Raw genomic sequence first — 20,626 nt, 5'->3', positions numbered from 1 at the left:
CGCTACTCCTATGCCTGGAGGCGCCTGAATTATGATTCCTAGATACCTTGTAGATATTAACCTGGAGGATCTTCCAGTAATCGATAAAGATGTGATTGTTATTGGGGCCGGCATAGCCGGTCTTTTTACCTCATTAAGGGCAAGCAACGATAATCAATCTGTTCTTATGATTACTAAGAAATCGTTGCTTGACAGTAACACCCGCTACGCCCAAGGCGGCATAGCCGCTGTTATTTCGGATGAAGATTCTCCTGCCTACCACTTGGAAGATACCCTTATAGCGGGAGCTGGCCTTTGCTTGGATGATGCAGTTAATATACTCGTTCACGAAGGGCCGGCAGGTGTGGAGCATCTTATACAGATGGGTACGCAATTTGACCGAGAAAATGGGGAATTTGCTCTAACCAAGGAAGGCGCGCATAGCCAACGCCGCATTCTACATGCGAATGGCGATGCAACCGGCTATGAGATCGTTCGCGCACTTTCGAAGAAGGCAACCTCTGACTCTAATATTGAAGTATGGGACGAGCATTTTGTCATTGATCTTGTTACACAAGACGGAGAATGCTGCGGTGCCGTTGTTCAGGCACAGGATGGGCATCGCGTATTCGTTCGCGGTAAAGCAACGATTCTATGCTCGGGTGGAGCAGGCCAGTTGTATCGTTACACTACGAATCCTGATGTGGCAACTGGTGACGGTATTGCGATGGCATACCGAGCAGGGGCGTATATACAGGATGTGGAGTTCATACAATTCCATCCGACCTCACTCTGCTATCCGGGAGCACCGCGCTTCTTGATTTCGGAGGCCGTTCGAGGTGAGGGAGCTGTTCTGCGCAACATTAAAGGCGAACGCTTCATGGAGCGCTACCATCATCAGCTAGAGCTGGCACCGCGTGATGTTGTAGCACGCGCTATTGTAAGTGAGATGGAAGAGACCAAATCGACATTTGTCTATATCGATGTTACAAGTGAATCCGAGGAAATGGTCAAGCACCGTTTTCCGAATATTTATGAATTTTGCTTGCAGTTTGGCCTTGATCTGACATCGGACTGGATTCCAGTCGCTCCAGCAGCTCATTATATGATGGGTGGAGTCAAAACCGATCTAAACGGGGAAACCAATATAAGAAGACTGTTCGCATGCGGCGAAGTATCTTCAACAGGTGTTCATGGCGCTAATCGGCTGGCGAGCAACTCCTTGTCTGAGGCCGTCGTATTCGGTAGAAGAATTGTTGATCGTATTCAACAGCTGCCTAAGCTTGATGTTAGGCCATCTATTCGCACAGAGCAGCTTCGCAGCAATCCTCCCATGCAGGCTGTCGTTGAGAAACGTCTGAAGCTGCAAAAGATTATGGTAAGATATGCAGGATTGCGACGCAACGCAGCAGGCTTAGAGCAAGGTCTTGAAGAATTGAAGCGGCAATTGCCGATCTTCCAGTCTGTCTTAACGAAGCGGGAAGAATACGAATTTGCCAATCTGCTTATATGTGCAATGTTAACGACTGAATCCGCACTTTCCCGCGAGGAGAGCCGTGGTGCCCACTACAGGGAAGATTTCCCCGAACGTGATGACAAGATGTGGCGCAAGCATACGGTGCAGCATCGTCTAGAAGGAATGACAGAGGAGCGATTAGCAAATGTATGAGACGACGTTTGATGGATATAATCATGCACTGCGTGAGCAAATACGCGGATGGCTGGCAGAGGATATCGGTAGCGGCGATATAACGACAGCGACAACGATCCCGGCGAACTCGCAAGCAAAGGCAGTTATTCATCTCAAGGAGAGCGGTGTTATCGCAGGATTGCCTGTTGCTCAGCTAGTCTTTGAGCTTGTAGATCCTACTCTGGCATTCCACGCCCAAGTGAAAGACGGCGACTATGCGGAAAAGGGAACGGTGCTTGCGGTTGTAGAAGGCAATACACATCGTATACTAACGGGAGAGCGGCTAGCACTGAATATCATGCAGCGCTTATCAGGAATTGCTACAAAAACCAATGAATTTGTAACGGCGCTTGAAGGATTGCATGTTCGTTTGGTAGACACGCGCAAGACAACACCCGGACATCGACAGCTGGAGAAATATGCAGTTCGTGTAGGCGGCGGAGCAAATCATCGCTTCGGCTTATATGATGCTGTTATGATTAAGGACAACCACATAAAAGGTGCAGGCGGGATTCGTGCAGCAATTGAAGCTTCTCGCGCAGCTATTCCCCATACGATGAAGATTGAGGTAGAGACAGAATCCATGGAGCAGATTAACGAAGCTCTAGCTTATGGCGCCGATATTATTATGCTCGACAACATGTCGACTTCCCTGATGAAAGAAGCGGTTAAGCACATCAAGGAACAGTCACCTCATGTTATTATAGAAGCTTCAGGAAATGTAAGACTGGATACAGTTCGGGCAATTGCTGAATGCGGAGTGGATGTTATATCTGTTGGGGGCTTAACCTATTCCTTTAACGCACTTGATATTAGCTTGGATCTAAATGCGAAGAAGGGTGGGTCTCTTCTGTGATATTAGTCATCGATGTTGGCAACACAAACATTGTATTGGGCGTCTATATTGGTAAGGAGCTGCAGCATCATTGGCGGCTCAGTACGAATCGTTCTGCAACGGTTGATGAATATGGAATTAATATTCATAACTTATTTCACTATGCGGGCATAACGATGGATCAAGTAGATGGCGTGATCATCTCCTCGGTAGTACCGCCGCTTATGCGTACGCTTGAGCAATTATGCTTGAAATATTTGCGGAAGACTCCGATCATTGTGGGACCAGGAATTAAGACTGGCCTGAATATTCGTTACGAGAATCCCCGTGAAGTCGGAGCCGATCGTATCGTCAATTCGGTTGCGGGAATTGAGAAGTACGGAACACCGTTAATCGTAGTGGATTTCGGTACAGCAACAACATTCGATTACATTGATGCATCAGGCAGCTACCTAGGTGGGGCTATTGTTCCGGGCATTGGAATTTCAACAGAGGCCTTGTATCAGCGTGCAGCCAAGCTGCCTCGTATTGAGCTCGTCCGCCCTCGCAGTGTAATAGGGCGCAATCCTGTTACTTCTATGCAAGCGGGAATTATTTTTGGTTATGCGGGCCAGGTAGATGGCATTGTTCAGAGAATAAAAAAAGAATTCGGCGTATCGCCTCGCGTAATTGCAACAGGCGGGCTTGCTGAGTTAATCAGCGCGGAATCGGAAACGATAGAGGAAGTTGATCCACTCCTGACTTTGGAGGGATTGCGGATCATATTCGAACGGAATCAGGAGGGATAAAGATGGAAGAAGAGTACAATGATATTCTCGTAAGAGGTACAGCATGGGGCGGCAAGATTCGCGTCTTTGCTGCTCGTACGACCAAGCTTGTATCGGAGCTTCAGCGCAGACATCAGGCGATGCCTACAGCAACTGCTGCAATGGGAAGAGCAGCGACAGCAGGAGCCATAATGGGTGCTATGCTCAAGGGTGAGGAGAAGCTGACCGTTCAGGTCAAAGGCGATGGGCCTATAGGCCAGATCGTGGTTGATGCGAATGCTCACGGTGAAGTTCGTGCATATGCAGACAACCCTGACGTGCTTCTGCCGAGCAATGCGGACGGCAAAATAGATGTAGCAGGTGGAGTAGGGACCACCGGTCATCTTCACATCGTCAAAGATTTGGGCTTGAAGGAACCTTATCGCGGCAGTGTGCCGCTCATTTCGGGTGAGCTCGCCGAAGATTTCACGTATTACTTCGCAGTGTCGGAGCAGACGCCTTCAGCGGTTGGGCTTGGTGTATTAGTGGATACAGATGGAAGTGTTATACATGCAGGCGGGTTCCTCGTACAGCTGCTGCCGGGCTTGACCGATGAGGAGATTACCCGATTGGAGAATGCGATAGGCAGAATGCCGCATATTACGGCTCTTCTTGATCAAGGAGAGACGCCGGATGAAATATTACGCTGGCTAGTAGGGGATGACTTACAGATTCACGATACGATGGATCTGCGTTTCCAATGCAAATGTTCGCAAGAGCGTGTTAGTCAAACCCTGATCAGTCTCGGTGAATCCGAAATTCAGCAGATTATTGAGGATGATGGAAAAGCGGAGGTAGTGTGCCACTTCTGTAATGAGGCTTACTCCTTTGACAGCGAGCAGCTGGAGCAGCTGCTGAGCCAAGCGAAGCCTGATCAATAAGAGGGGTATTAGGCGGATGAAGAAATTCGGGGTGTTGAAGACGCTGGTCGTCCTTCAAGCTGTATGTATGATCGTTCTTAGTGTTGTTGTCGTTATGGAGCTGTCTCCTGTCTCCAATACGAAGCCCGATTCCGTTCCAGATGAGACGGATACGGAGCAAGGTGATTCGGATTCGTCTGCGGGAGCACAGAATAGGGCAATAGCTGCAATGGTCGGAGAAGTACCTATTACTGCGGCAGAATTAGAAAAAAAGCTATATCAGCAATATGGTGACACGGTACTTAGAACGATCATGGTTCACAAAGCCATTGACCTCGAAGCGCAAGCGCAGCACCTTTCTGTAGAAAGAGAGGAGCAGGAACGCGAGTTGACCGCTATGATTGAAGGGTATGACAACGAAGAAGCCTTTTATCAAATGATGGATGAACAGCTGGGCATGTCTAAGGAAGATGTGCTGGAAGAATTGAACTATCGACTATTGCTTGAGAAGATAGCCGTGTTGACCGTTCAGCCATCGGATTCCCAGGTCGATCGGTACATTGAAGAGCATCCTGAGCTATTCGGTCCCAAATTGCAGCTTCATTTGCGATGGATCTTAGTTGATTCATCGAAGCAGGCATCAGAGGTGCTGAATAAGCTGGAGGCTGGCGAGGATTTCGAGAAGCTGGCAAAAGAATATTCAGTAGATGCTTTTACAGCAGATTTCGGTGGCGATCTCGGACTTATTGATTCGGATGATCCTTTCTATAATGAAGAGATGCTTGATACAGCAAGCAGGCTGCAGACGGGCGAGATGGCAGGCCCTTTATTAGTAGATGATGGGTATGCCATTATTCGGTTAATGGAGCGTCGTAAAACATCTGCAATGACAGGATATAGGCTCTATGATACAGCCCGCAAACAGTTGGCTTTATCACAGGCTAAACCTCTCCGAGTCATCGAGGATGAGTTGCTCAAAAAATATGATGCAGTTAAGGCTGGATAATAAAAGAAGCTATTGACAATGAATACGAGTCATTGATAATATGGAATTAGTTAAAATACCAACTGAAATAGTCGGAATAAGGAGGCATTCATTTCCATGGCAAAAATTGTTCAAAGTGTAACTGACCTTATTGGTGATACTCCGCTTGTCCGTTTGAACCGTCTAGTACCAGAGGACAGCGCTGAAATTTATGTTAAGCTGGAGTACCAGAATCCGGGTGCCAGCGTTAAAGACCGCATAGCAATCAGCATGATCGAAGTAGCCGAGCAAGAAGGCAAGATCAAGCCAGGCGATACAATTGTTGAGCCTACGAGTGGTAACACAGGTATCGGGCTTGCACTTGTTGCGGCTGCTAAAGGGTACAAAGCGATTCTGGTTATGCCGGAAACGATGAGTATTGAGCGTCGCAATCTGCTTCGCGCTTATGGCGCAGAGCTGGTATTAACACCAGGCTCCGAAGGCATGAATGGTGCAGTTCGCAAAGCGGAAGAGCTGGCTAAGGAAAACCCTAGCTACTTCATCCCGCAACAATTCAAAAACCAAGCGAATGTGAAGGTTCACCGTGAAACGACTGGTCCAGAAATCGTAGAGGCGATTAATTCCCTCGACGGCAAGCTGGACGCGTTCATTGCTGGTATCGGTACGGGCGGAACGATCTCAGGCGTAGGTGAAGTTCTGAAAGAGAACTTTGAAGGCATCAAAATCTACGCGGTTGAGCCAGCTGCATCCCCATTGTTGTCGGGTGGACAGCCTGGTCCTCACAAAATTCAAGGTATCGGAGCTAACTTTATTCCTGAGATCTTGAATCGTGAAGTTTATGACGGTGTTATTGTTGTTGAGAACGAAGATGCATTTGACTATGCTCGTCGTGCAGCCAAAGAAGAAGGTATCCTGTGCGGAATTTCCTCCGGCGCAGCGATCTATGCCGCATTGAAAGTGGCAAAAGAGCTTGGCAAAGGCAAACGTGTCATTGCAGTTGTACCAAGTAATGGTGAGCGTTACTTGTCGACTCCATTATTTAATTTCGAGAACTAATAACTACTTCGGTAGCCTTCCATTCCTAGAATGGAGGGCTATTTTTCTATTGCAAAAAAATAACGTTAAGACAAGAGGGAAGGTGTCTTTAGTCTTTCCTTTTTCGCTCCCTTTTTGTATACTTAGCAGATCATATAGAGGTAGTCGAACGGAGGAATGATGGGAATGTTCATCGCTTTTGAACAGTGGGTACTATGGCAGAATGAACATAAGTATACGACACTGCCACTGCTCAAGAGAGTGCCGCTGGCGTCGACGAGCATAGCTTCTTGGGAATCGGTCTGGCGGGAGGCGTCACCCCATGCTGTCGTGCTCGAGAGCGGGAAGGATGGACGATACACCTATCTGGGTCTACATCCTGTAGAGGTCATTCACGGCAAGGGGTTGTCAGCCGAATCAACGACTTATCATCCGGATAGTAGCCCTGCTAAGAAGCAATGGGAAGGAAAGCCCTTAGATATCATGCGTAGATGGATGGAGCCATACCAGGCTCCCAAGCTGAGCGAGGGACCAAAGTGGACCGGGGGATGTGTAGGCTACTGGGGCTACGATGTAATTCGTTCTATTGAACGCTTGCCTGAGCTGGCTGCTGATGATATCGGATTTCCGGATTATTTGTTCATGAGAATGAATGAACTCTGGATTATCGATCAGCAGGATCAATCTCTCTATTGTGCTGTTCATACAGCGATTGATGGGGAAGCAGATGTACAGGAGCTTGAACAATATTATGAGGAAGCCACGTTGAAGGCAGAAAATATGGCTTGCTTTTGGCAGCAGCATTTTGAGCAGCATACAGAGGCAGAGGAAGCTCGCAAAGAGAGGGAGCAGGTAGCTCTCGGCGACAGCCCTCACTCCATACTGGAACCAATGGCGGGCATTACTTCTCCGACTTCAAAAGAAGCTTACATGAATGCAGTACAACGCATTCAACAGTATATAAGCAGCGGAGATGTGTTCCAAGTGAACTTGTCGCAGCGCCAGACACGGGCTAGCCAGGCAAGTCCGGAGGAGCTTTATGAGTGGATCAGAATTATCAATCCTTCTCCGTATATGGGCTTCCTGCGATGTCCAGACTTTCAGTTGGTCTCGGGTTCACCAGAATTGCTAGTTGAACAGCAAGGCAGGAAGCTTGGGACAAGGCCAATTGCTGGTACTAGGCGCCGCGGCAGAACGGAGCAGGAAGACAAGCTGATGGCACAAGAACTAAGCTCTAATGAGAAGGAGCGGGCAGAGCATATTATGCTGGTCGATCTGGAGCGTAATGATTTGGGGCGAATATCCGCTTATGGGACTGTGCATGTGGAAGAGCTTATGGTGATTGAGCGTTATTCACATGTCATGCATCTCGTGTCTCAGGTCAATGGACAGCTTGCTGACGGAAAAGATGCTTATGATGTCATTGCAGCGACCTTCCCAGGGGGAACCATTACAGGCGCTCCCAAAATTCGAACGATGGAGATTATCGAAGAGCTGGAGCCTGTAAGGCGAGGACCTTATACGGGTTCTCTTGGATGGATTGACTATAACGGTGATATGGAATTTAATATTATTATAAGAACAATGGCAGTGAAGGATGGCCATGTGCATATTCAAGCTGGAGCGGGTATCGTTATTGATTCCGATCCTGAGCGGGAATACCATGAATCACTAAATAAAGCGAAGGCGTTATGGAAGGCTATTCAATGCAGTGAGAGTGCATCTAAGCCGAGCCTGACGCGATGAAGGGGAGAGGGAAATATGATTCTCGTTGTAGATAACTATGATTCCTTTACGTATAATTTGGTGCAGTATTTGGGCGAGCTTGGAGAGGAGATTGTGGTGAAGCGCAATGATGAGATTGACCTTGCTGGCATTGAAGCGCTGAAGCCAGACCATATCCTTATCTCTCCAGGACCATGCTCACCTAACGAAGCCGGCATCAGCCTAGCGCTTATTGAGCATTTCAAAGGAATTATTCCTATCTTCGGCGTATGCCTTGGCCATCAATCCATCGGACAAGCATTCGGGGGCGAGGTAATCCGTGCAGAGAAGCTGATGCATGGCAAGACCTCCTCTATTCTTCACGATGGCAAGACGATCTTCGAAGGTATTCCATCCCCGTATACAGCAACTCGCTATCATTCCTTAATTGTGAAGCGGGAGACACTGCCAGATTGCCTAGAGATCAGTGCAGAGACGGCTGAAGGGGAGATCATGGGATTACGTCATAAAGAGTATCCTATAGAGGGCGTACAATTCCACCCGGAATCGATTATAACCGAGCATGGCTTGACGATGCTTCGCAATTTCCTGCAAATTAGAACGGGCGCTGTGCGATGAAAATAGGGTATAACGGGTTTGTCACAGAATCCGAAGAAGCTGTGATCTCATTATTTGATCACGGCTTTTTGTACGGGATGGGCCTGTTCGAGACCTTCCGGACTTACGGCGGCCAGCCTTATCTGCTGGATCGGCATTTGCAGCGCCTGCTCGATGGCTGCGAGCAGCTAGGCATTCGTTATCAGCCAAGCCGGCCGGCGCTACTAGCTATGATTGAAAGACTGCTTCAAGACAATGGCCTGCAAGATGGCTATATCCGTCTGACCATCACAGCAGGGGAGGGAGAGCTAGGGCTGCCCTCCGGCGATTATGAGCATCCCAATGAACTCCTGCTCATGAAGCCGCTGCCCCCCTATAACGACGCTTTGTATAGGAATGGCAAGGAGCTGCGGCTGCTCCAGACGACGAGGAATACGCCTGAAGGCAGCATTAGGTTGAAATCTCTCCATTATATGAATAATATACTGGCAAAAAGGGAACTGCTGAGGAGCGGAGCTTCGTCAAGTGCTGAAGGGCTTATGCTAAGCGAGGATGGTTGGGTTGCTGAAGGGATTGTAAGCAATCTCTTTTTTGTAAGCAATGGAATTGTACGTACGCCTGCTACCGATACCGGCATATTGCCAGGGATTACGCGGCAGCGTGTATTGGAGCTAGCAAATGAATGTGGATATGCTACGGAAGAAGGGCATTATGGATGGGAGCAGCTAATCTCAGCCGATGAGGTGTGGGTGACGAATTCTATTCAGGAACTGGTGCCAATTAACCGTTTGACTAATACAAATGGTATCAGTACTTCGCTGGGGCAAGGATCAGCGGGAGCAGTAACACGTGAGCTGTTGTCCGCCTACCAGCTCGATACGAATAAGGGTAAAGGGTGAAGGAATGGAACCTAAGACAGATAATGCAACCGGACGAGGCTTCATGAAGCCGGTCTATTGGAATCGTTCCTACGCTTGGGCAGATGGCACAAAGTTGAAGCTGGGAGAGCGCACTCTTATTATGGGGATACTCAATGCTACGCCGGATTCCTTCTCGGACGGCGGCTTGTATAATCATGCTGAGGCAGCGGCGGTTCGCGCTCAGGCAATGGTGAGCGACGGTGCAGATATTATAGATATTGGAGCAGAATCAACTCGTCCGGGGTTTGAGGCTGTTAGTGTAGAAGAGGAGCTGCAGCGTCTGTTGCCGGTTATTCATGCTGTTCGCGAGGCGGTACCGGGTGTTCCAATTTCTATTGATACCTATAAGGCTGAGACTGCTCGTCAGGCTCTGCAGGCGGGTGCTCATATCATCAATGATATTTGGGGTCTCCAGCATGATCCGCTTATGGCAGCAGTTGCAGCCGAGTACGGCTGTCCCGTTATTATTACTCATAATCGCTCCAATACGGAATACACCAATCTCGTTGCCGATGTGCTTGCTGATCTGCTGGACGGAGTAACCGTAGCCAGGCAAGCTGGCATAAGTGAAGAGAACATATGGCTTGATCCAGGTCTTGGCTTCGCCAAAGGATATGAACAAAATCTGGAGATGATGGGTCATCTGTCAGAGCTTGTAGCGCTGGGCTACCCCGTATTGCTTGGAAGCTCGCGCAAGCGGTTCATCAAGCAGACTCTGGATCTTCCTGTAGACGATCTTGTTGAAGGAACTGCAGCAACGACAGCACTTGGCATTGCACAAGGCTGTCAGGTTGTGCGTGTTCATGATATTCGTGCCAATAAAAGAACGGCTAAGATGGCCGATGCTATTCTATATGCAAGGGTTCCATCCAATTCATAAAGCGAGGAGAATAGCTAATGGACAACATGATAGTAAAGGGCATGCAATTTTATGGCTATCACGGCGTTTTTGCCGAAGAAAATAAGCTGGGACAGAAATTTGGAGTTGATCTTGAGCTGAAGCTTGATCTTGAGCAGGCAGCCTTAACGGATGATTTGAATTATACGATTAATTACGCTGACCTTCATGCTTTGACGAAAACAATTGTAGAAGGCAAGCCTTACAAATTAATTGAGGCTTTGGCGGGCGGCATTGCAACACAACTACTAGAGGCTTATACTATGATAAATGAAGTGACGGTTCGTGTAACGAAGCCGAATCCGCCGTTCGATATCCATTTTGACGGGGTTACGATCGAGCTGCGCAGAAAGCGGGATGACAATGGACGCATTATCCCCGTTTAATCAGAGCACTTCCACTACTGCCTATATCGCACTTGGCTCTAATATCGGAGAACGGGAGCTTCATTTGAGGAAGGCTGTTGAACAGTTGCATGCTCATCCCTCTATAAATGTTCTTCGTGTATCAAATTTTTATGAGACTGATCCTGTCGGTTATACGGATCAACCTGCGTTTCTTAATATGGTAATGGCGGTACAATCTTTACTAACACCAATTGAACTGCTTCGCGTACTGCTTGATACAGAGCGGCTTCTTGGCCGTGTGAGAGATATACGCTTTGGTCCACGCACGATAGACCTTGATCTACTGCTGTATGCCGATGTTGTTATGGATGATGAAGAATTGACGATTCCACACCCGCGCATGCTGGAGCGAGCATTCGTACTTGTTCCTCTCCATGACGTCATCGAGCAATCACACCCTCTGTGGAGTGAGGTTGCAACAGCTGCCGCAGCGGCGCTTCAGGATGGAAAGGAAGGCATCATGTTATGGAAAATGATCAATTGGCTCAACGAGTCCGGGCATTTCGAAAGCTGAAGGGCTATACTCAGCAAGAATTGGCGAAGGTACTAGGCGTCTCGGTAGCCGTTCTCGGTTCACTGGAACGAGGTACGCGGAAGCCTGACCCTAAGCTGCTCTCAAGCATTGCAACCACGCTAGGTATCAGCTATGAGGAATTAATAGACGCTGATAAGTAATCGAATGAATTTATACAGCAGCAGTAATAGTTATTGCATGGAATGACCTTTAAAGGAGGAGCTGGAAGCACATGCTGAAAATCGGAGACATCGAGATGAAGAATAGAGTTGTGCTGGCGCCGATGGCAGGCGTGTGCAACCCGGCTTTTCGACTGATTGCAAAAGAGTTTGGAACAGGGCTTGTGTGTGCGGAGATGGTGAGTGACAAGGCTATCCTGCATGGCAACAAACGGACGATGGAAATGTTGTTCGTCGATGAGCGGGAGAAGCCGCTTAGCTTGCAAATATTCGGGGGCGACCGGGAATCGCTCGTGGAGGCTGCGAAGGTCGTTGACCAGCAGACCAATGCAGATATTATTGATATTAACATGGGCTGTCCTGTACCGAAGGTTACGAATTGTGATGCCGGTGCAAGGTGGCTGCTTGATCCAGACAAAATCTATGAGATGGTATCTGCTGTCGTTGGTGCTGTCAGCAAGCCGGTAACGGTTAAGATGCGGATTGGCTGGGATGCTGAGCATATCTTCGCGGTAGACAATGCCAAAGCAGTAGAGAGTGCAGGAGGCAAGGCTGTCAGCGTTCACGGGCGTACGCGTGAGCAGCAGTATACGGGCAAGGCTAACTGGGACATTATAAGAGATGTCAAACAAGCGGTGTCAATTCCCGTAATTGGCAATGGAGATGTTTTCTCTCCAGAAGATGCGCAGCGGCTGCTCGATCATACAGGCTGCGACGGGGTTATGATTGGCCGTGGAGCACTCGGAAATCCTTGGATGCTGTATCGGACCATTCAATATCTATCTACGGGCGAACTGCTGCCTGATCCGCTTCCGCGGGAGAAGCTGGAGGTTGCTATTCTTCATATGGATCGGCTTGTTGCGTTGAAGGGTGAGTCTACAGCAGTACGTGAGATGCGCAAGCATATGGCATGGTACCTCAAAGGACTTCCTGGCGCGGCACGCGTAAAGGATGTCATTATGGAAGAAACGGGACGTAACCGACTCGTTGAAATTATGGAGCAATACATCGCTTCTCTGGATGCTGAGACATTAGAAGCGGCTAAAGAAGCGGGTGCCAAGGCAGTACATTAAGATCACGGGCGGGCATTCGACGGGGTTCCGCAATGTTCGCCCTTTTTATTGGAATGGGTTGAAGCGGTTTCACAGGGTGGAATGGCTTTGATTGACATTCGGGGTAATTTTGAAATATAATCTTGCAATATACATCATCGGGCGATGTCGTTTACTTGTGTACATAGCCCATTGGCATGACGCATGGGGAACGTAATATATTAAGTAACAGTGAATTCATACACCGTATGAAAAATTGTCACACGACAGGAGAATCGGAATATGAGCGATAAGGAAATCATTCTGACTCAGGACGGTTTGAAGAAACTTGAAGAGGAACTTGAAATTCTCAAGTCGGTCAAGCGTCGTGAAGTAGCAGAACGGATTAAGGTAGCTATTGGTTATGGCGATATTAGCGAGAACTCGGAATACGAGGATGCTAAGAATGAGCAGGCCTTCATTGAAGGGCGTGTCATCACGCTTGAGAAAATGCTCCGCAATGCGCGGATTATTAATAGTGACGAGATTAATACAGAAACCGTCAGCATTGGCTCTACCGTAACCGTTGAAGATTTGGAGTTCGGTGATACGATGGAGTATGCAATCGTAGGTTCAGCTGAGTCTGACCCCTTGCAGAACAAGATATCCAACGAAAGTCCGGTAGGCAAAGCGATATTGGGCAAGAAGAGAGGCACAGTCGTAGACGTGAGCGTCCCTGCCGGCATTATTCAATATAAAATTATTGATATTAACAAAAAATAAGGTTTGCACTGCGTTTGCGTTTATTTGGAAAGCTTCCTTAGCGGAAGCTTTTTGAACGTTTCAGCTAGTGTCAAGGAGATGAATGAAGTGGATCAGCACAATAATGAGCTAGAGCAAGGGCAAGAGCAGGAACTCAGCGAGCTTCTACAAATTCGCAGAGACAAATTGGACGAGCTTCGGGGATTGGGCGTAGATCCGTTCGGCGGCAAATTCGAGCGCACGCATCATGCCAAAGAAATTGTGAACCAATACGAAGCGCAGAGCAAGGAAGAGCTTGAAGGCCAAGAGATTAAAGTAAGCATTGCTGGCCGTATTATGCAAAAGCGCGGCATGGGTAAAGCAGGCTTTGCGCACATTCAGGATTTGAGCGGAAAAATTCAAATCTATGTTCGCAAAGATGCAGTCGAAGAGAATAAGTTCGCTGCCTTCAATTTACTTGATATCGGTGATATCGTGGGCGTTCATGGTGTTGTCTTCAAGACCAATACAGGTGAAGTCTCGGTTAAGGCATTGGATGTTGAAGTGCTGACGAAGTCGCTTCTTCCGCTGCCGGACAAATATCATGGATTAAAAGATGTCGAGCTGCGTTACCGCCAGCGTTATGTCGATCTAATCGTGAGTCCTGATGTACAACAGACTTTCATTGCTCGTTCCCGTATCATTCAATCTATGCGCCGCTATTTGGATTCCAAAGGTTATTTGGAAGTGGAAACACCAACCCTGCACTCTATTGCAGGAGGAGCGGCGGCTCGTCCATTCGAGACCCATCACAATGCGCTGGACATGAAGCTGTATATGAGGATTGCTATTGAGCTGCATCTGAAGCGTCTGATCGTCGGCGGTTTGGAAAAGGTGTATGAGATCGGCCGTGTCTATCGGAACGAAGGAATCTCCACTAGACATAATCCGGAATTCACAATGATTGAATTGTATGAGGCATATGCGGACTATAAAGATATTATGTCGTTGACTGAGAACTTAATTGCCCATATTGCGCAAGAAGTGCTTGGTACAACGAAGATTATGTATCAAGGTCAAGAGATTGATCTAACGCCGCAATGGCGCCGCGTATCCATGGTTGATCTTGTGAAGGAAACGACAGGCGTTGATTTCGGCGTCGAGATGAGCGATGAAGAAGCTCATCGTCTGGCGAAGGAACATAAGGTAGCCGTCGAGCCTCACATGACATTCGGACATATTCTGAATGCATTCTTTGAAACCTTTGGGGAGCATACGCTCATTCAACCGACGTTCGTAACGGGACATCCAGTAGCGATTTCGCCTTTGGCGAAGAAAAACGCTGCTGATCCACGATTCACGGATCGCTTCGAGTTATTCATCGTAGCACGTGAGCATGCTAATGCATTCACAGAGCTGAATGATCCGATCGATCAACGCGAGCGCTTCGAATCACAGCTTCTTGAACGCGAGCACGGTAATGACGAAGCACATGAGATGGATGATGATTTCATCCGTGCTTTGGAATACGGCATGCCGCCAACAGGTGGTCTTGGTATCGGTGTTGACCGTCTGGTTATGCTGCTTACTGATGCAGCGTCCATTCGTGATGTACTGTTGTTCCCGCACATGCGCGAGCGTGCAGGCGAATAAATAGAATCCACCGCTTGGGATTATATCCCAAGCGGTTTTTTGTTGTTGCGAGTTGACCCCTTGCCCATTTTCCTTTAAAGTTGAAATGTATTTTCAGGAAAAAATAGGCTGAGTCAGCTTACGATATTAGAGGTGAGAGAATCAAAATGTGGAAGATAGCTGTACATACTGTAGTAAGTTCATTATTGCTCTTATTTATGGTGATTCCTGCAATGACGGGATATGCTGCTCAGAATCAGACTAATCTTTTGAGGAATGCAGGATTTGAACAAGCAGAATCAGGGCTTCCTTTGATCTGGTCACAGGATTTGTGGATATCGGGGAATGATGCTGCTCAGTTAAGTATCGAGAATGTAGATGCCCGTTCAGGAAAATTTGCCGTTCTTATTCATAATATACAACCGAATCATTCCAAATGGGTACAGAGAGTAGCTGTTAATCCTAACTCTTATTATCATATAACAGGCTGGGTGAAGGTCGATCTTGAGGACAACAGCTCTACTGGAGCTAACCTTAGTGTTATTGGTGTAGGCCGCCCCTTCCCAGAACAGAGGGATACGAATGGTCAATGGGTGCCCCTTGAATTCTATGGCAGGACTGGTCCCGAGCAAAAAGGGCTGACCCTTGCAGCGTCTTTAGGCAGCTATGGCAGCTTAACGACGGGTAAAGCCTGGTTCGACGATCTCTCCATGGTTGAAATGGCCGGAGAGCCTAAGGGAGTAGAAGTCATCTCCTTCTTACCGACAGAGATTACAGGAGAGACGGCGCAATCAGAGGAAGAGATTGATCCGAAAAAAATATCTGCGTTACCGGTATTGCTGGTATCGGCACTTTTTGGTATAGCGTATGTATTAATCTATAACCGAATTCTTCGTCGGCGTAATCCGTTAGAGGCTTCTTCTAATAAATATCTCAACGGACTAGCAATGGCAATTTTTATTGCCTTAGTATTCCGCATCTATATTGCTCTTACGATTCCGGGCTACATATCAGATCTGAATACATTTATGTATTGGGCAAATCATCTTTATAAGAATGGACTTCCTTATTTCTATCAAGAAGGGATGTTCGCTGACTACCCTCCAGGCTACTTATATGTGCTGTATGTATTAGGAGCTGTTAACTCCATGCTTGATCTGGGGCATACCTCCGAGTATACGCGTCTGTTATTTAAGCTTCCGGCCATTATTGCTGATCTGGCAGCAGGCTGGCTTATTTATCAATTTGGTAAGCAAAAGCTCGGGCAAGCCGTAGCAATGGGACTTGCCATACTCTATATATGGAGCCCTGCAATTTGGGTCAATTCCGCCGCATGGGGACAGGTTGATTCCTTTTTCATTCTGTTTCTGCTGCTCGCTATGCGATCGACGGCGGAGAATAGACTGATTCGCGGCTCTATCTGGTTCGCGATAGCTGTGCTGATTAAGCCTCAGGCGCTTATCTTCACACCTGTACTGCTGTTTGCTTTCTGGCATCAGCGTGATTGGAAGCGGGCAATTATGAGCTTGTTGTATGGAGCTGCGGCCTTCCTACTACTTGCAACGCCTTTTTTCTGGCATCAGGGCGGTATTATCGGGATGTTCAAGCTATATGTTACGACCTTATCATCTTATGCTTATGCGACTCTTAACGCTTTCAACTTGTATGCTTTAACGGGCGGCAATTGGATATCGCTTGATGAGTCCTGGTTAGGGCTGTCTTATGGAGCTTGGGGCAATATCGGAATTGTTCTTGCCGTCGCATGTGCTGCATGGCTGTCGCTAACGGGCAAACGCAAGCTGGACTTATCAAAGTCCTATTATATCGCTGTAGTTCTTATCGTCATTGTGTTCATGTTCGCGGGCAAAATGCATGAGCGATACATGTTCCCGGCTCTATTATTATTGGTCTTCGCGTATATTCAAGCGAAGGATCGCCGAATATTACATTTGTTCCTAGGCTTCAGCATTACGAACTTTATTAATGTCGGTTACGTTCTAGCCTTTAGTGAAGCGAACCAGCATCCTTCGAATGATGGCATCGTATTTGTAACTGCGATAGCCAATCTTGCTCTTGTTGTATATATGTTGTATATCGGTCATGCTGTATATATAAAGGATAGGCGCATGCTTGTGCCTCCTATAACAGAAGAAGAGATTGGCGGCAAGGATGAACAGCTCCTGGCTGATATAGACAAAGGCAATGATCAAGCGGCACCATTGAAGCTGGTCAAAAAAGATTGGATCTGGATGTCAATCATTACAATTGTGTATGCTGCGGTGGCATTATTTCAGTTAGGTTCGACGAATAGTTTGGATTCAGGGTGGAAGCCTGAGCGTATCGGTGAAAGCTTTTACGTTGATTTTGGACAGTCGATACCAATTGAAAAAGTGAACAGCTTCGGGGGAGTAGGGACTGGAAAGTATAAACTGGAGTTTACGGAGTCGACCGATACATGGGGCAACTCGCGTGTGATCGAACAGAAGGGCGGCGATAACTTAAAGTGGACGAGTCAAGCGATTAATCTTGAGGCTCGTTATGCTAAGGTTACCGTTATTACAACGGGCTTTTCTATGCAGGAGATGGTTTTCTATGCGAAGGATAGTAAACAGCCTGTCACTATTCAAGCCGTTGAAAAGTTAACCCAAGGCTCTTCTGAGTTATATGAATCTAATGCTGAGCGACTTTTTGATGAGCAGTCGAATGCCCAGTATTATCATTCCTATCAGAATGGCAGTTATTTCGATGAAATCTATCATGCGCGAACAGCATATGAGCATTTGGAGGGTATAAAGGCATACGAGAATACGCATCCTCCATTAGGTAAGCTGCTTATTGCAGCAGGTATCAAGCTGTTTGGCCTCAGTCCATTTGGTTGGCGCATTGTAGGAACCTTGTTCGGGATTGCGATGGTTCCATTGCTATATCTGTTCGCCTTGCGCCTATTCCGCAGAACAGGATATGCGGCAACAGCTGCGATTCTTTTGGCAGCGGAGTTCATGCATTTTACACAGACTAGGATTGCTACGATTGATGTATACGGCGTATTCTTTATTATGCTGATGTTCTATTTCATGCAGAAGTATTACACGATGAGCTTTTATCGGGAGTCCCTTGGGAAGACACTTGTACCGTTGTTCTGGGCAGGCTTGTTTTTTGGCATCGGGGTTGCGTCGAAGTGGATCGTGCTCTATGGAGGAGCAGGACTTGCCGTTATGCTTGGGATCGTCCTTTATCGGCGGTATCAGGAGTCTGCTGCGGCCAAGCGGGCAATTCATAATGATGAAGGAGTAGCGGGAGAGAATTATCGGAGAGCCGGACATTTGTTTTATCGAAATACGATTATTACATTAGCTAGCTGTATCGTATTCTTCGTCGTCATTCCTGCGGTGATCTATGCGGTTTCCTATATACCGGTCTTGTCGGTGGAAGGTGATAAGTATACAGCCGAAAGGCTAGTGGAGTATCAGAAAAACATGTTCAGCTATCACAGTGAGCTCGTCGCTACACATCCTTACTCCTCCCAGTGGTGGGAGTGGCCCTTCATGAAGCGTCCTGTCTGGTATTATAATGGCAAGGACTTAGCTAGTTCTGATCATATATCGTCTATCTCGGCATTTGGCAATCCACTAATCTGGTGGACGGGGATATTCGCTCTTATTGCCGCTCTGTATTTGAGCATCAAACGCAAGGATAAGCATCTCTATATCATATGGATTGCATATCTGTCGCAATATTTGCCTTGGATGCTTGTTCCGAGGTTAACGTTTATTTATCATTATTTCGCTATGGTTCCCTTCATGATTCTGGCTATTGTATACATCATGAAGCTCGTAGAAGAGGCGCGGCCTAAATTACGGTGGATCCGCTACGTGTATGTTGGTACGGCTATTGTATTATTCATTGCTTACTATCCGGTAATCTCCGGAATGGAAATCAGAAGAGACTACGCAGCGTCTGTACTGCGGCTATTTCAATCATGGGTGTTTTTTAATTGAACGGGGGAAAAGGCGTGAAGCCGATTTACAGCATTATCGTACCGATGTATAACGAAGAAGAAGTTATTGGGCATACGTATTTGCAATTGAAGGCTGTAATGGATGGTCACGGCGAGCCGTATGAGCTTGTATTCGTTAATGACGGCAGTAAAGATAGGACTGTCTCCATTGTGAATGACATTTGCTCAAGGGATCAGAATGTTCGCTTAATTAATTTCTCCAGAAATTTCGGCCATCAAATTGCTATTACTGCAGGCATGGATTATGCGCAGGGCGATGCGATTATTATTATTGATGCTGACCTACAAGACCCTCCGGAAGTTATGCTTGCTATGATAGCGAAATGGAAAGAGGGCTATGAGGTTGTCTATGGGAAGAGATTGAAGCGAAAAGGCGAGAGCTTGTTCAAAAAGCTCACAGCCATGATGTTCTATCGTACAATGAAAAGCATGACGAATTTTGATATACCACTCGATACTGGTGATTTCCGATTAATTGATCGCAAGGTATGTGATGTATTGCGCGGACTTAAGGAAAAGAACCGATTCGTCAGAGGGTTAGTGAGCTGGGTTGGCTTCCGCCAGACAAGTGTTGAATATGTTCGAGAAGAACGTTTTGCCGGTGAGACGAAATATCCTTTGAAGAAAATGATCGGCTTTGCCTTAGATGGAATTACCTCCTTCTCTTACAAACCGCTCAAGCTGGCAACGTATATAGGATTTGTACTATCGGTCTCAAGCTTCTTCTATTTAGTCGTTGTTTTATTCCAGAAGCTGTTCACATCGAACAATGAGCCTGGATGGACTTCTATTGTAGCTATTAATTTATTGTTCAACGGCATTATTCTTTTACTGCTAGGAGTTATTGGCGAATATATAGGTCGAATATACGATGAATCCAAGAATCGTCCGCTCTATATTGTCAGGGAGACACAGGGCTATAAGGAAGAGGAGAAAGAAAACGAAGTAGAGAAAGAGCACGAGTATGTCTGATCAAGCCTTACAGCGTAAACGAAGCTCGATCAAGCAAATGATTGTATTTAATATAGTAGGATTATTAAATACAGCTGTTGATTTTGTTATCTATACTCTGTTGGTCTGGGCAGGCCTTCCTTATATAGCTGCCCAGGTGATTGGTTATGCTTCAGGTATGGCGAACAGTTATACACTGAACTCATGGATTACATTTCGCAAACCGGCAGATCAGCGAGTACGGCCGAGATTCAATCGTCCTCAAGTGATTCGTTTCATTGTATTGAACTTAACCGTACTTGGTCTATCGCTGCCCCTTCTCTATTGGCTGACAGATGGGCTTGGCCTAAATGCTATTTTAGCTAAGCTATTCATTACCTGCGTAACAATGGCAGTTAATTTCGTAGGGAGCAAGTGGTGGGTATTCCGCTAGTTTGCTCTCTATTATAATAGAAGGAATAAGTCCATTATTGGCTTGAAAAACAAAATCTAAAAAACTTAAAAAAAGTACTTGCAATGGTATAGGCACCCGTGATATATTATACAAGTCGCCGCTGAGAGAGACAAGCGAACGACACGAAGAAGTAATTGTTCTTTGAAAACTGAACAACGAGCGAAACTGCCCCATTGATCTTAGGATTAATGGAGAAGCAATAAAAATGTTTATGAGCAATCAAAACACATCGAGATTTTCATATCAACTTCGGTTGAATGTGAAAACTCTTAAATGGAGAGTTTGATCCTGGCTCAGGACGAACGCTGGCGGCGTGCCTAATACATGCAAGTCGAGCGGGATTCATTGAAAGCTTGCTTTCAATGAATC

The 20,626-nt window shown here is 46.9% G+C and carries 19 protein-coding genes and 1 rRNA gene; all 20 read left to right on the top strand.

Annotated features, from left to right (window positions below; all coding sequences use genetic code 11):
* Nucleotides 1–31 precede the first annotated feature (31 nt).
* On the top strand, nt 32–1,648 hold the full coding sequence (gene nadB, locus AC50YO_RS23615) for an L-aspartate oxidase (RefSeq protein WP_494850841.1): 1,617 nt from the start codon (nt 32–34) through the stop codon (nt 1,646–1,648).
* On the top strand, nt 1,641–2,525 hold the full coding sequence (gene nadC, locus AC50YO_RS23610; protein WP_494850839.1) for a carboxylating nicotinate-nucleotide diphosphorylase: 885 nt from the start codon (nt 1,641–1,643) through the stop codon (nt 2,523–2,525). The genes nadB and nadC overlap by 8 nt, the downstream gene beginning before the upstream one ends.
* Nucleotides 2,522–3,292, top strand: a complete 771-nt coding sequence (locus tag AC50YO_RS23605; RefSeq protein ID WP_494850838.1) for a type III pantothenate kinase — start codon at nt 2,522–2,524, stop codon at nt 3,290–3,292. The genes nadC and AC50YO_RS23605 overlap by 4 nt, the downstream gene beginning before the upstream one ends.
* A gap of 2 nt (nt 3,293–3,294) precedes the next feature.
* Nucleotides 3,295–4,191 (top strand): Hsp33 family molecular chaperone HslO, encoded by an 897-nt coding sequence (hslO, locus tag AC50YO_RS23600; RefSeq protein WP_494850837.1) that lies wholly within the window; start codon nt 3,295–3,297, stop codon nt 4,189–4,191.
* A gap of 16 nt (nt 4,192–4,207) precedes the next feature.
* Nucleotides 4,208–5,176 (top strand): peptidylprolyl isomerase, encoded by a 969-nt coding sequence (locus AC50YO_RS23595; protein WP_494850835.1) that lies wholly within the window; start codon nt 4,208–4,210, stop codon nt 5,174–5,176.
* 96 nt (nt 5,177–5,272) lie between these two features.
* Nucleotides 5,273–6,211: a cysteine synthase A gene (gene cysK, locus AC50YO_RS23590; RefSeq protein WP_494850833.1), complete on the top strand. Its 939-nt coding sequence runs from the start codon at nt 5,273–5,275 to the stop codon at nt 6,209–6,211.
* 165 nt (nt 6,212–6,376) lie between these two features.
* The gene (locus AC50YO_RS23585; protein ID WP_494850911.1) at nt 6,377–7,936 is read left to right on the top strand and encodes an anthranilate synthase component I family protein; all 1,560 of its coding nucleotides are present in this window, start codon (nt 6,377–6,379) and stop codon (nt 7,934–7,936) included.
* A gap of 15 nt (nt 7,937–7,951) precedes the next feature.
* Nucleotides 7,952–8,533 (top strand): aminodeoxychorismate/anthranilate synthase component II, encoded by a 582-nt coding sequence (gene pabA / locus AC50YO_RS23580; protein WP_494850831.1) that lies wholly within the window; start codon nt 7,952–7,954, stop codon nt 8,531–8,533.
* Complete coding sequence (pabC, locus tag AC50YO_RS23575) at nt 8,530–9,411, top strand: aminodeoxychorismate lyase (protein WP_494850829.1); 882 nt, start codon at nt 8,530–8,532, stop codon at nt 9,409–9,411. Before pabA ends, pabC begins: the two co-directional genes overlap by 4 nt.
* Nucleotides 9,412–9,454: 43 nt before the next feature.
* Nucleotides 9,455–10,312, top strand: a complete 858-nt coding sequence (gene folP, locus AC50YO_RS23570; protein ID WP_494850908.1) for a dihydropteroate synthase — start codon at nt 9,455–9,457, stop codon at nt 10,310–10,312.
* Nucleotides 10,313–10,329: 17 nt separating this feature from the next.
* Nucleotides 10,330–10,716: a dihydroneopterin aldolase gene (gene folB, locus AC50YO_RS23565; RefSeq protein ID WP_494850827.1), complete on the top strand. Its 387-nt coding sequence runs from the start codon at nt 10,330–10,332 to the stop codon at nt 10,714–10,716.
* Complete coding sequence (gene folK / locus AC50YO_RS23560; RefSeq protein ID WP_494850825.1) at nt 10,694–11,251, top strand: 2-amino-4-hydroxy-6-hydroxymethyldihydropteridine diphosphokinase; 558 nt, start codon at nt 10,694–10,696, stop codon at nt 11,249–11,251. The genes folB and folK overlap by 23 nt, the downstream gene beginning before the upstream one ends.
* Nucleotides 11,203–11,412, top strand: coding sequence for a helix-turn-helix domain-containing protein (locus AC50YO_RS23555; RefSeq protein ID WP_494850823.1), 210 nt, complete (start codon nt 11,203–11,205; stop codon nt 11,410–11,412). Before folK ends, AC50YO_RS23555 begins: the two co-directional genes overlap by 49 nt.
* Before the next feature lie 71 nt (nt 11,413–11,483).
* The gene (gene dusB / locus AC50YO_RS23550) at nt 11,484–12,503 is read left to right on the top strand and encodes a tRNA dihydrouridine synthase DusB (RefSeq protein ID WP_494850822.1); all 1,020 of its coding nucleotides are present in this window, start codon (nt 11,484–11,486) and stop codon (nt 12,501–12,503) included.
* 261 nt (nt 12,504–12,764) lie between these two features.
* Nucleotides 12,765–13,244 carry a transcription elongation factor GreA gene (gene greA, locus AC50YO_RS23545; RefSeq protein WP_494850821.1) on the top strand — a complete coding sequence of 160 codons (480 nt, stop codon included), beginning with the start codon at nt 12,765–12,767 and terminating at the stop codon, nt 13,242–13,244.
* A gap of 78 nt (nt 13,245–13,322) precedes the next feature.
* Nucleotides 13,323–14,855, top strand: coding sequence for a lysine--tRNA ligase (lysS, locus tag AC50YO_RS23540; RefSeq protein WP_494850819.1), 1,533 nt, complete (start codon nt 13,323–13,325; stop codon nt 14,853–14,855).
* Between the two features lie 197 nt (nt 14,856–15,052).
* Nucleotides 15,053–18,832 carry a phospholipid carrier-dependent glycosyltransferase gene (locus tag AC50YO_RS23535; protein WP_494850818.1) on the top strand — a complete coding sequence of 1,260 codons (3,780 nt, stop codon included), beginning with the start codon at nt 15,053–15,055 and terminating at the stop codon, nt 18,830–18,832.
* A gap of 14 nt (nt 18,833–18,846) precedes the next feature.
* On the top strand, nt 18,847–19,824 hold the full coding sequence (locus AC50YO_RS23530; RefSeq protein ID WP_494850816.1) for a glycosyltransferase family 2 protein: 978 nt from the start codon (nt 18,847–18,849) through the stop codon (nt 19,822–19,824).
* Nucleotides 19,817–20,236 (top strand): GtrA family protein, encoded by a 420-nt coding sequence (locus AC50YO_RS23525; protein WP_494850815.1) that lies wholly within the window; start codon nt 19,817–19,819, stop codon nt 20,234–20,236. The genes AC50YO_RS23530 and AC50YO_RS23525 overlap by 8 nt, the downstream gene beginning before the upstream one ends.
* A 291-nt stretch (nt 20,237–20,527) precedes the next feature.
* A 16S ribosomal RNA gene (locus AC50YO_RS23520) occupies nt 20,528–20,626 on the top strand; the annotation flags it as partial.

The organism is Paenibacillus sp. J22P59 (genome assembly GCF_059383895.1).
This window is presented reverse-complemented; position numbering and strand designations above follow the sequence as displayed.

Excerpts from the sequence above, each read along its gene's own strand:
- AC50YO_RS23585 (WP_494850911.1), top strand. The coding sequence starts at position 6,377 with ATGTTCATCGCTTTTGAACAGTGGGTACTATGGCAGAATGAACATAAG.
- greA (WP_494850821.1), top strand. The coding sequence starts at position 12,765 with ATGAGCGATAAGGAAATCATTCTGACTCAGGACGGTTTGAAGAAACTT.
- folB (WP_494850827.1), top strand. The coding sequence starts at position 10,330 with ATGGACAACATGATAGTAAAGGGCATGCAATTTTATGGCTATCACGGC.
- AC50YO_RS23535 (WP_494850818.1), top strand. The coding sequence starts at position 15,053 with ATGGTGATTCCTGCAATGACGGGATATGCTGCTCAGAATCAGACTAAT.
- hslO (WP_494850837.1), top strand. The coding sequence starts at position 3,295 with ATGGAAGAAGAGTACAATGATATTCTCGTAAGAGGTACAGCATGGGGC.
- folK (WP_494850825.1), top strand. The coding sequence starts at position 10,694 with ATGGACGCATTATCCCCGTTTAATCAGAGCACTTCCACTACTGCCTAT.
- AC50YO_RS23525 (WP_494850815.1), top strand. The coding sequence starts at position 19,817 with ATGTCTGATCAAGCCTTACAGCGTAAACGAAGCTCGATCAAGCAAATG.
- pabC (WP_494850829.1), top strand. The coding sequence starts at position 8,530 with ATGAAAATAGGGTATAACGGGTTTGTCACAGAATCCGAAGAAGCTGTG.
- nadB (WP_494850841.1), top strand. The coding sequence starts at position 32 with ATGATTCCTAGATACCTTGTAGATATTAACCTGGAGGATCTTCCAGTA.
- AC50YO_RS23555 (WP_494850823.1), top strand. The coding sequence starts at position 11,203 with ATGGAAAATGATCAATTGGCTCAACGAGTCCGGGCATTTCGAAAGCTG.
- nadC (WP_494850839.1), top strand. The coding sequence starts at position 1,641 with ATGTATGAGACGACGTTTGATGGATATAATCATGCACTGCGTGAGCAA.
- AC50YO_RS23595 (WP_494850835.1), top strand. The coding sequence starts at position 4,208 with ATGAAGAAATTCGGGGTGTTGAAGACGCTGGTCGTCCTTCAAGCTGTA.
- folP (WP_494850908.1), top strand. The coding sequence starts at position 9,455 with ATGAAGCCGGTCTATTGGAATCGTTCCTACGCTTGGGCAGATGGCACA.
- dusB (WP_494850822.1), top strand. The coding sequence starts at position 11,484 with ATGCTGAAAATCGGAGACATCGAGATGAAGAATAGAGTTGTGCTGGCG.
- pabA (WP_494850831.1), top strand. The coding sequence starts at position 7,952 with ATGATTCTCGTTGTAGATAACTATGATTCCTTTACGTATAATTTGGTG.
- lysS (WP_494850819.1), top strand. The coding sequence starts at position 13,323 with ATGAATGAAGTGGATCAGCACAATAATGAGCTAGAGCAAGGGCAAGAG.
- cysK (WP_494850833.1), top strand. The coding sequence starts at position 5,273 with ATGGCAAAAATTGTTCAAAGTGTAACTGACCTTATTGGTGATACTCCG.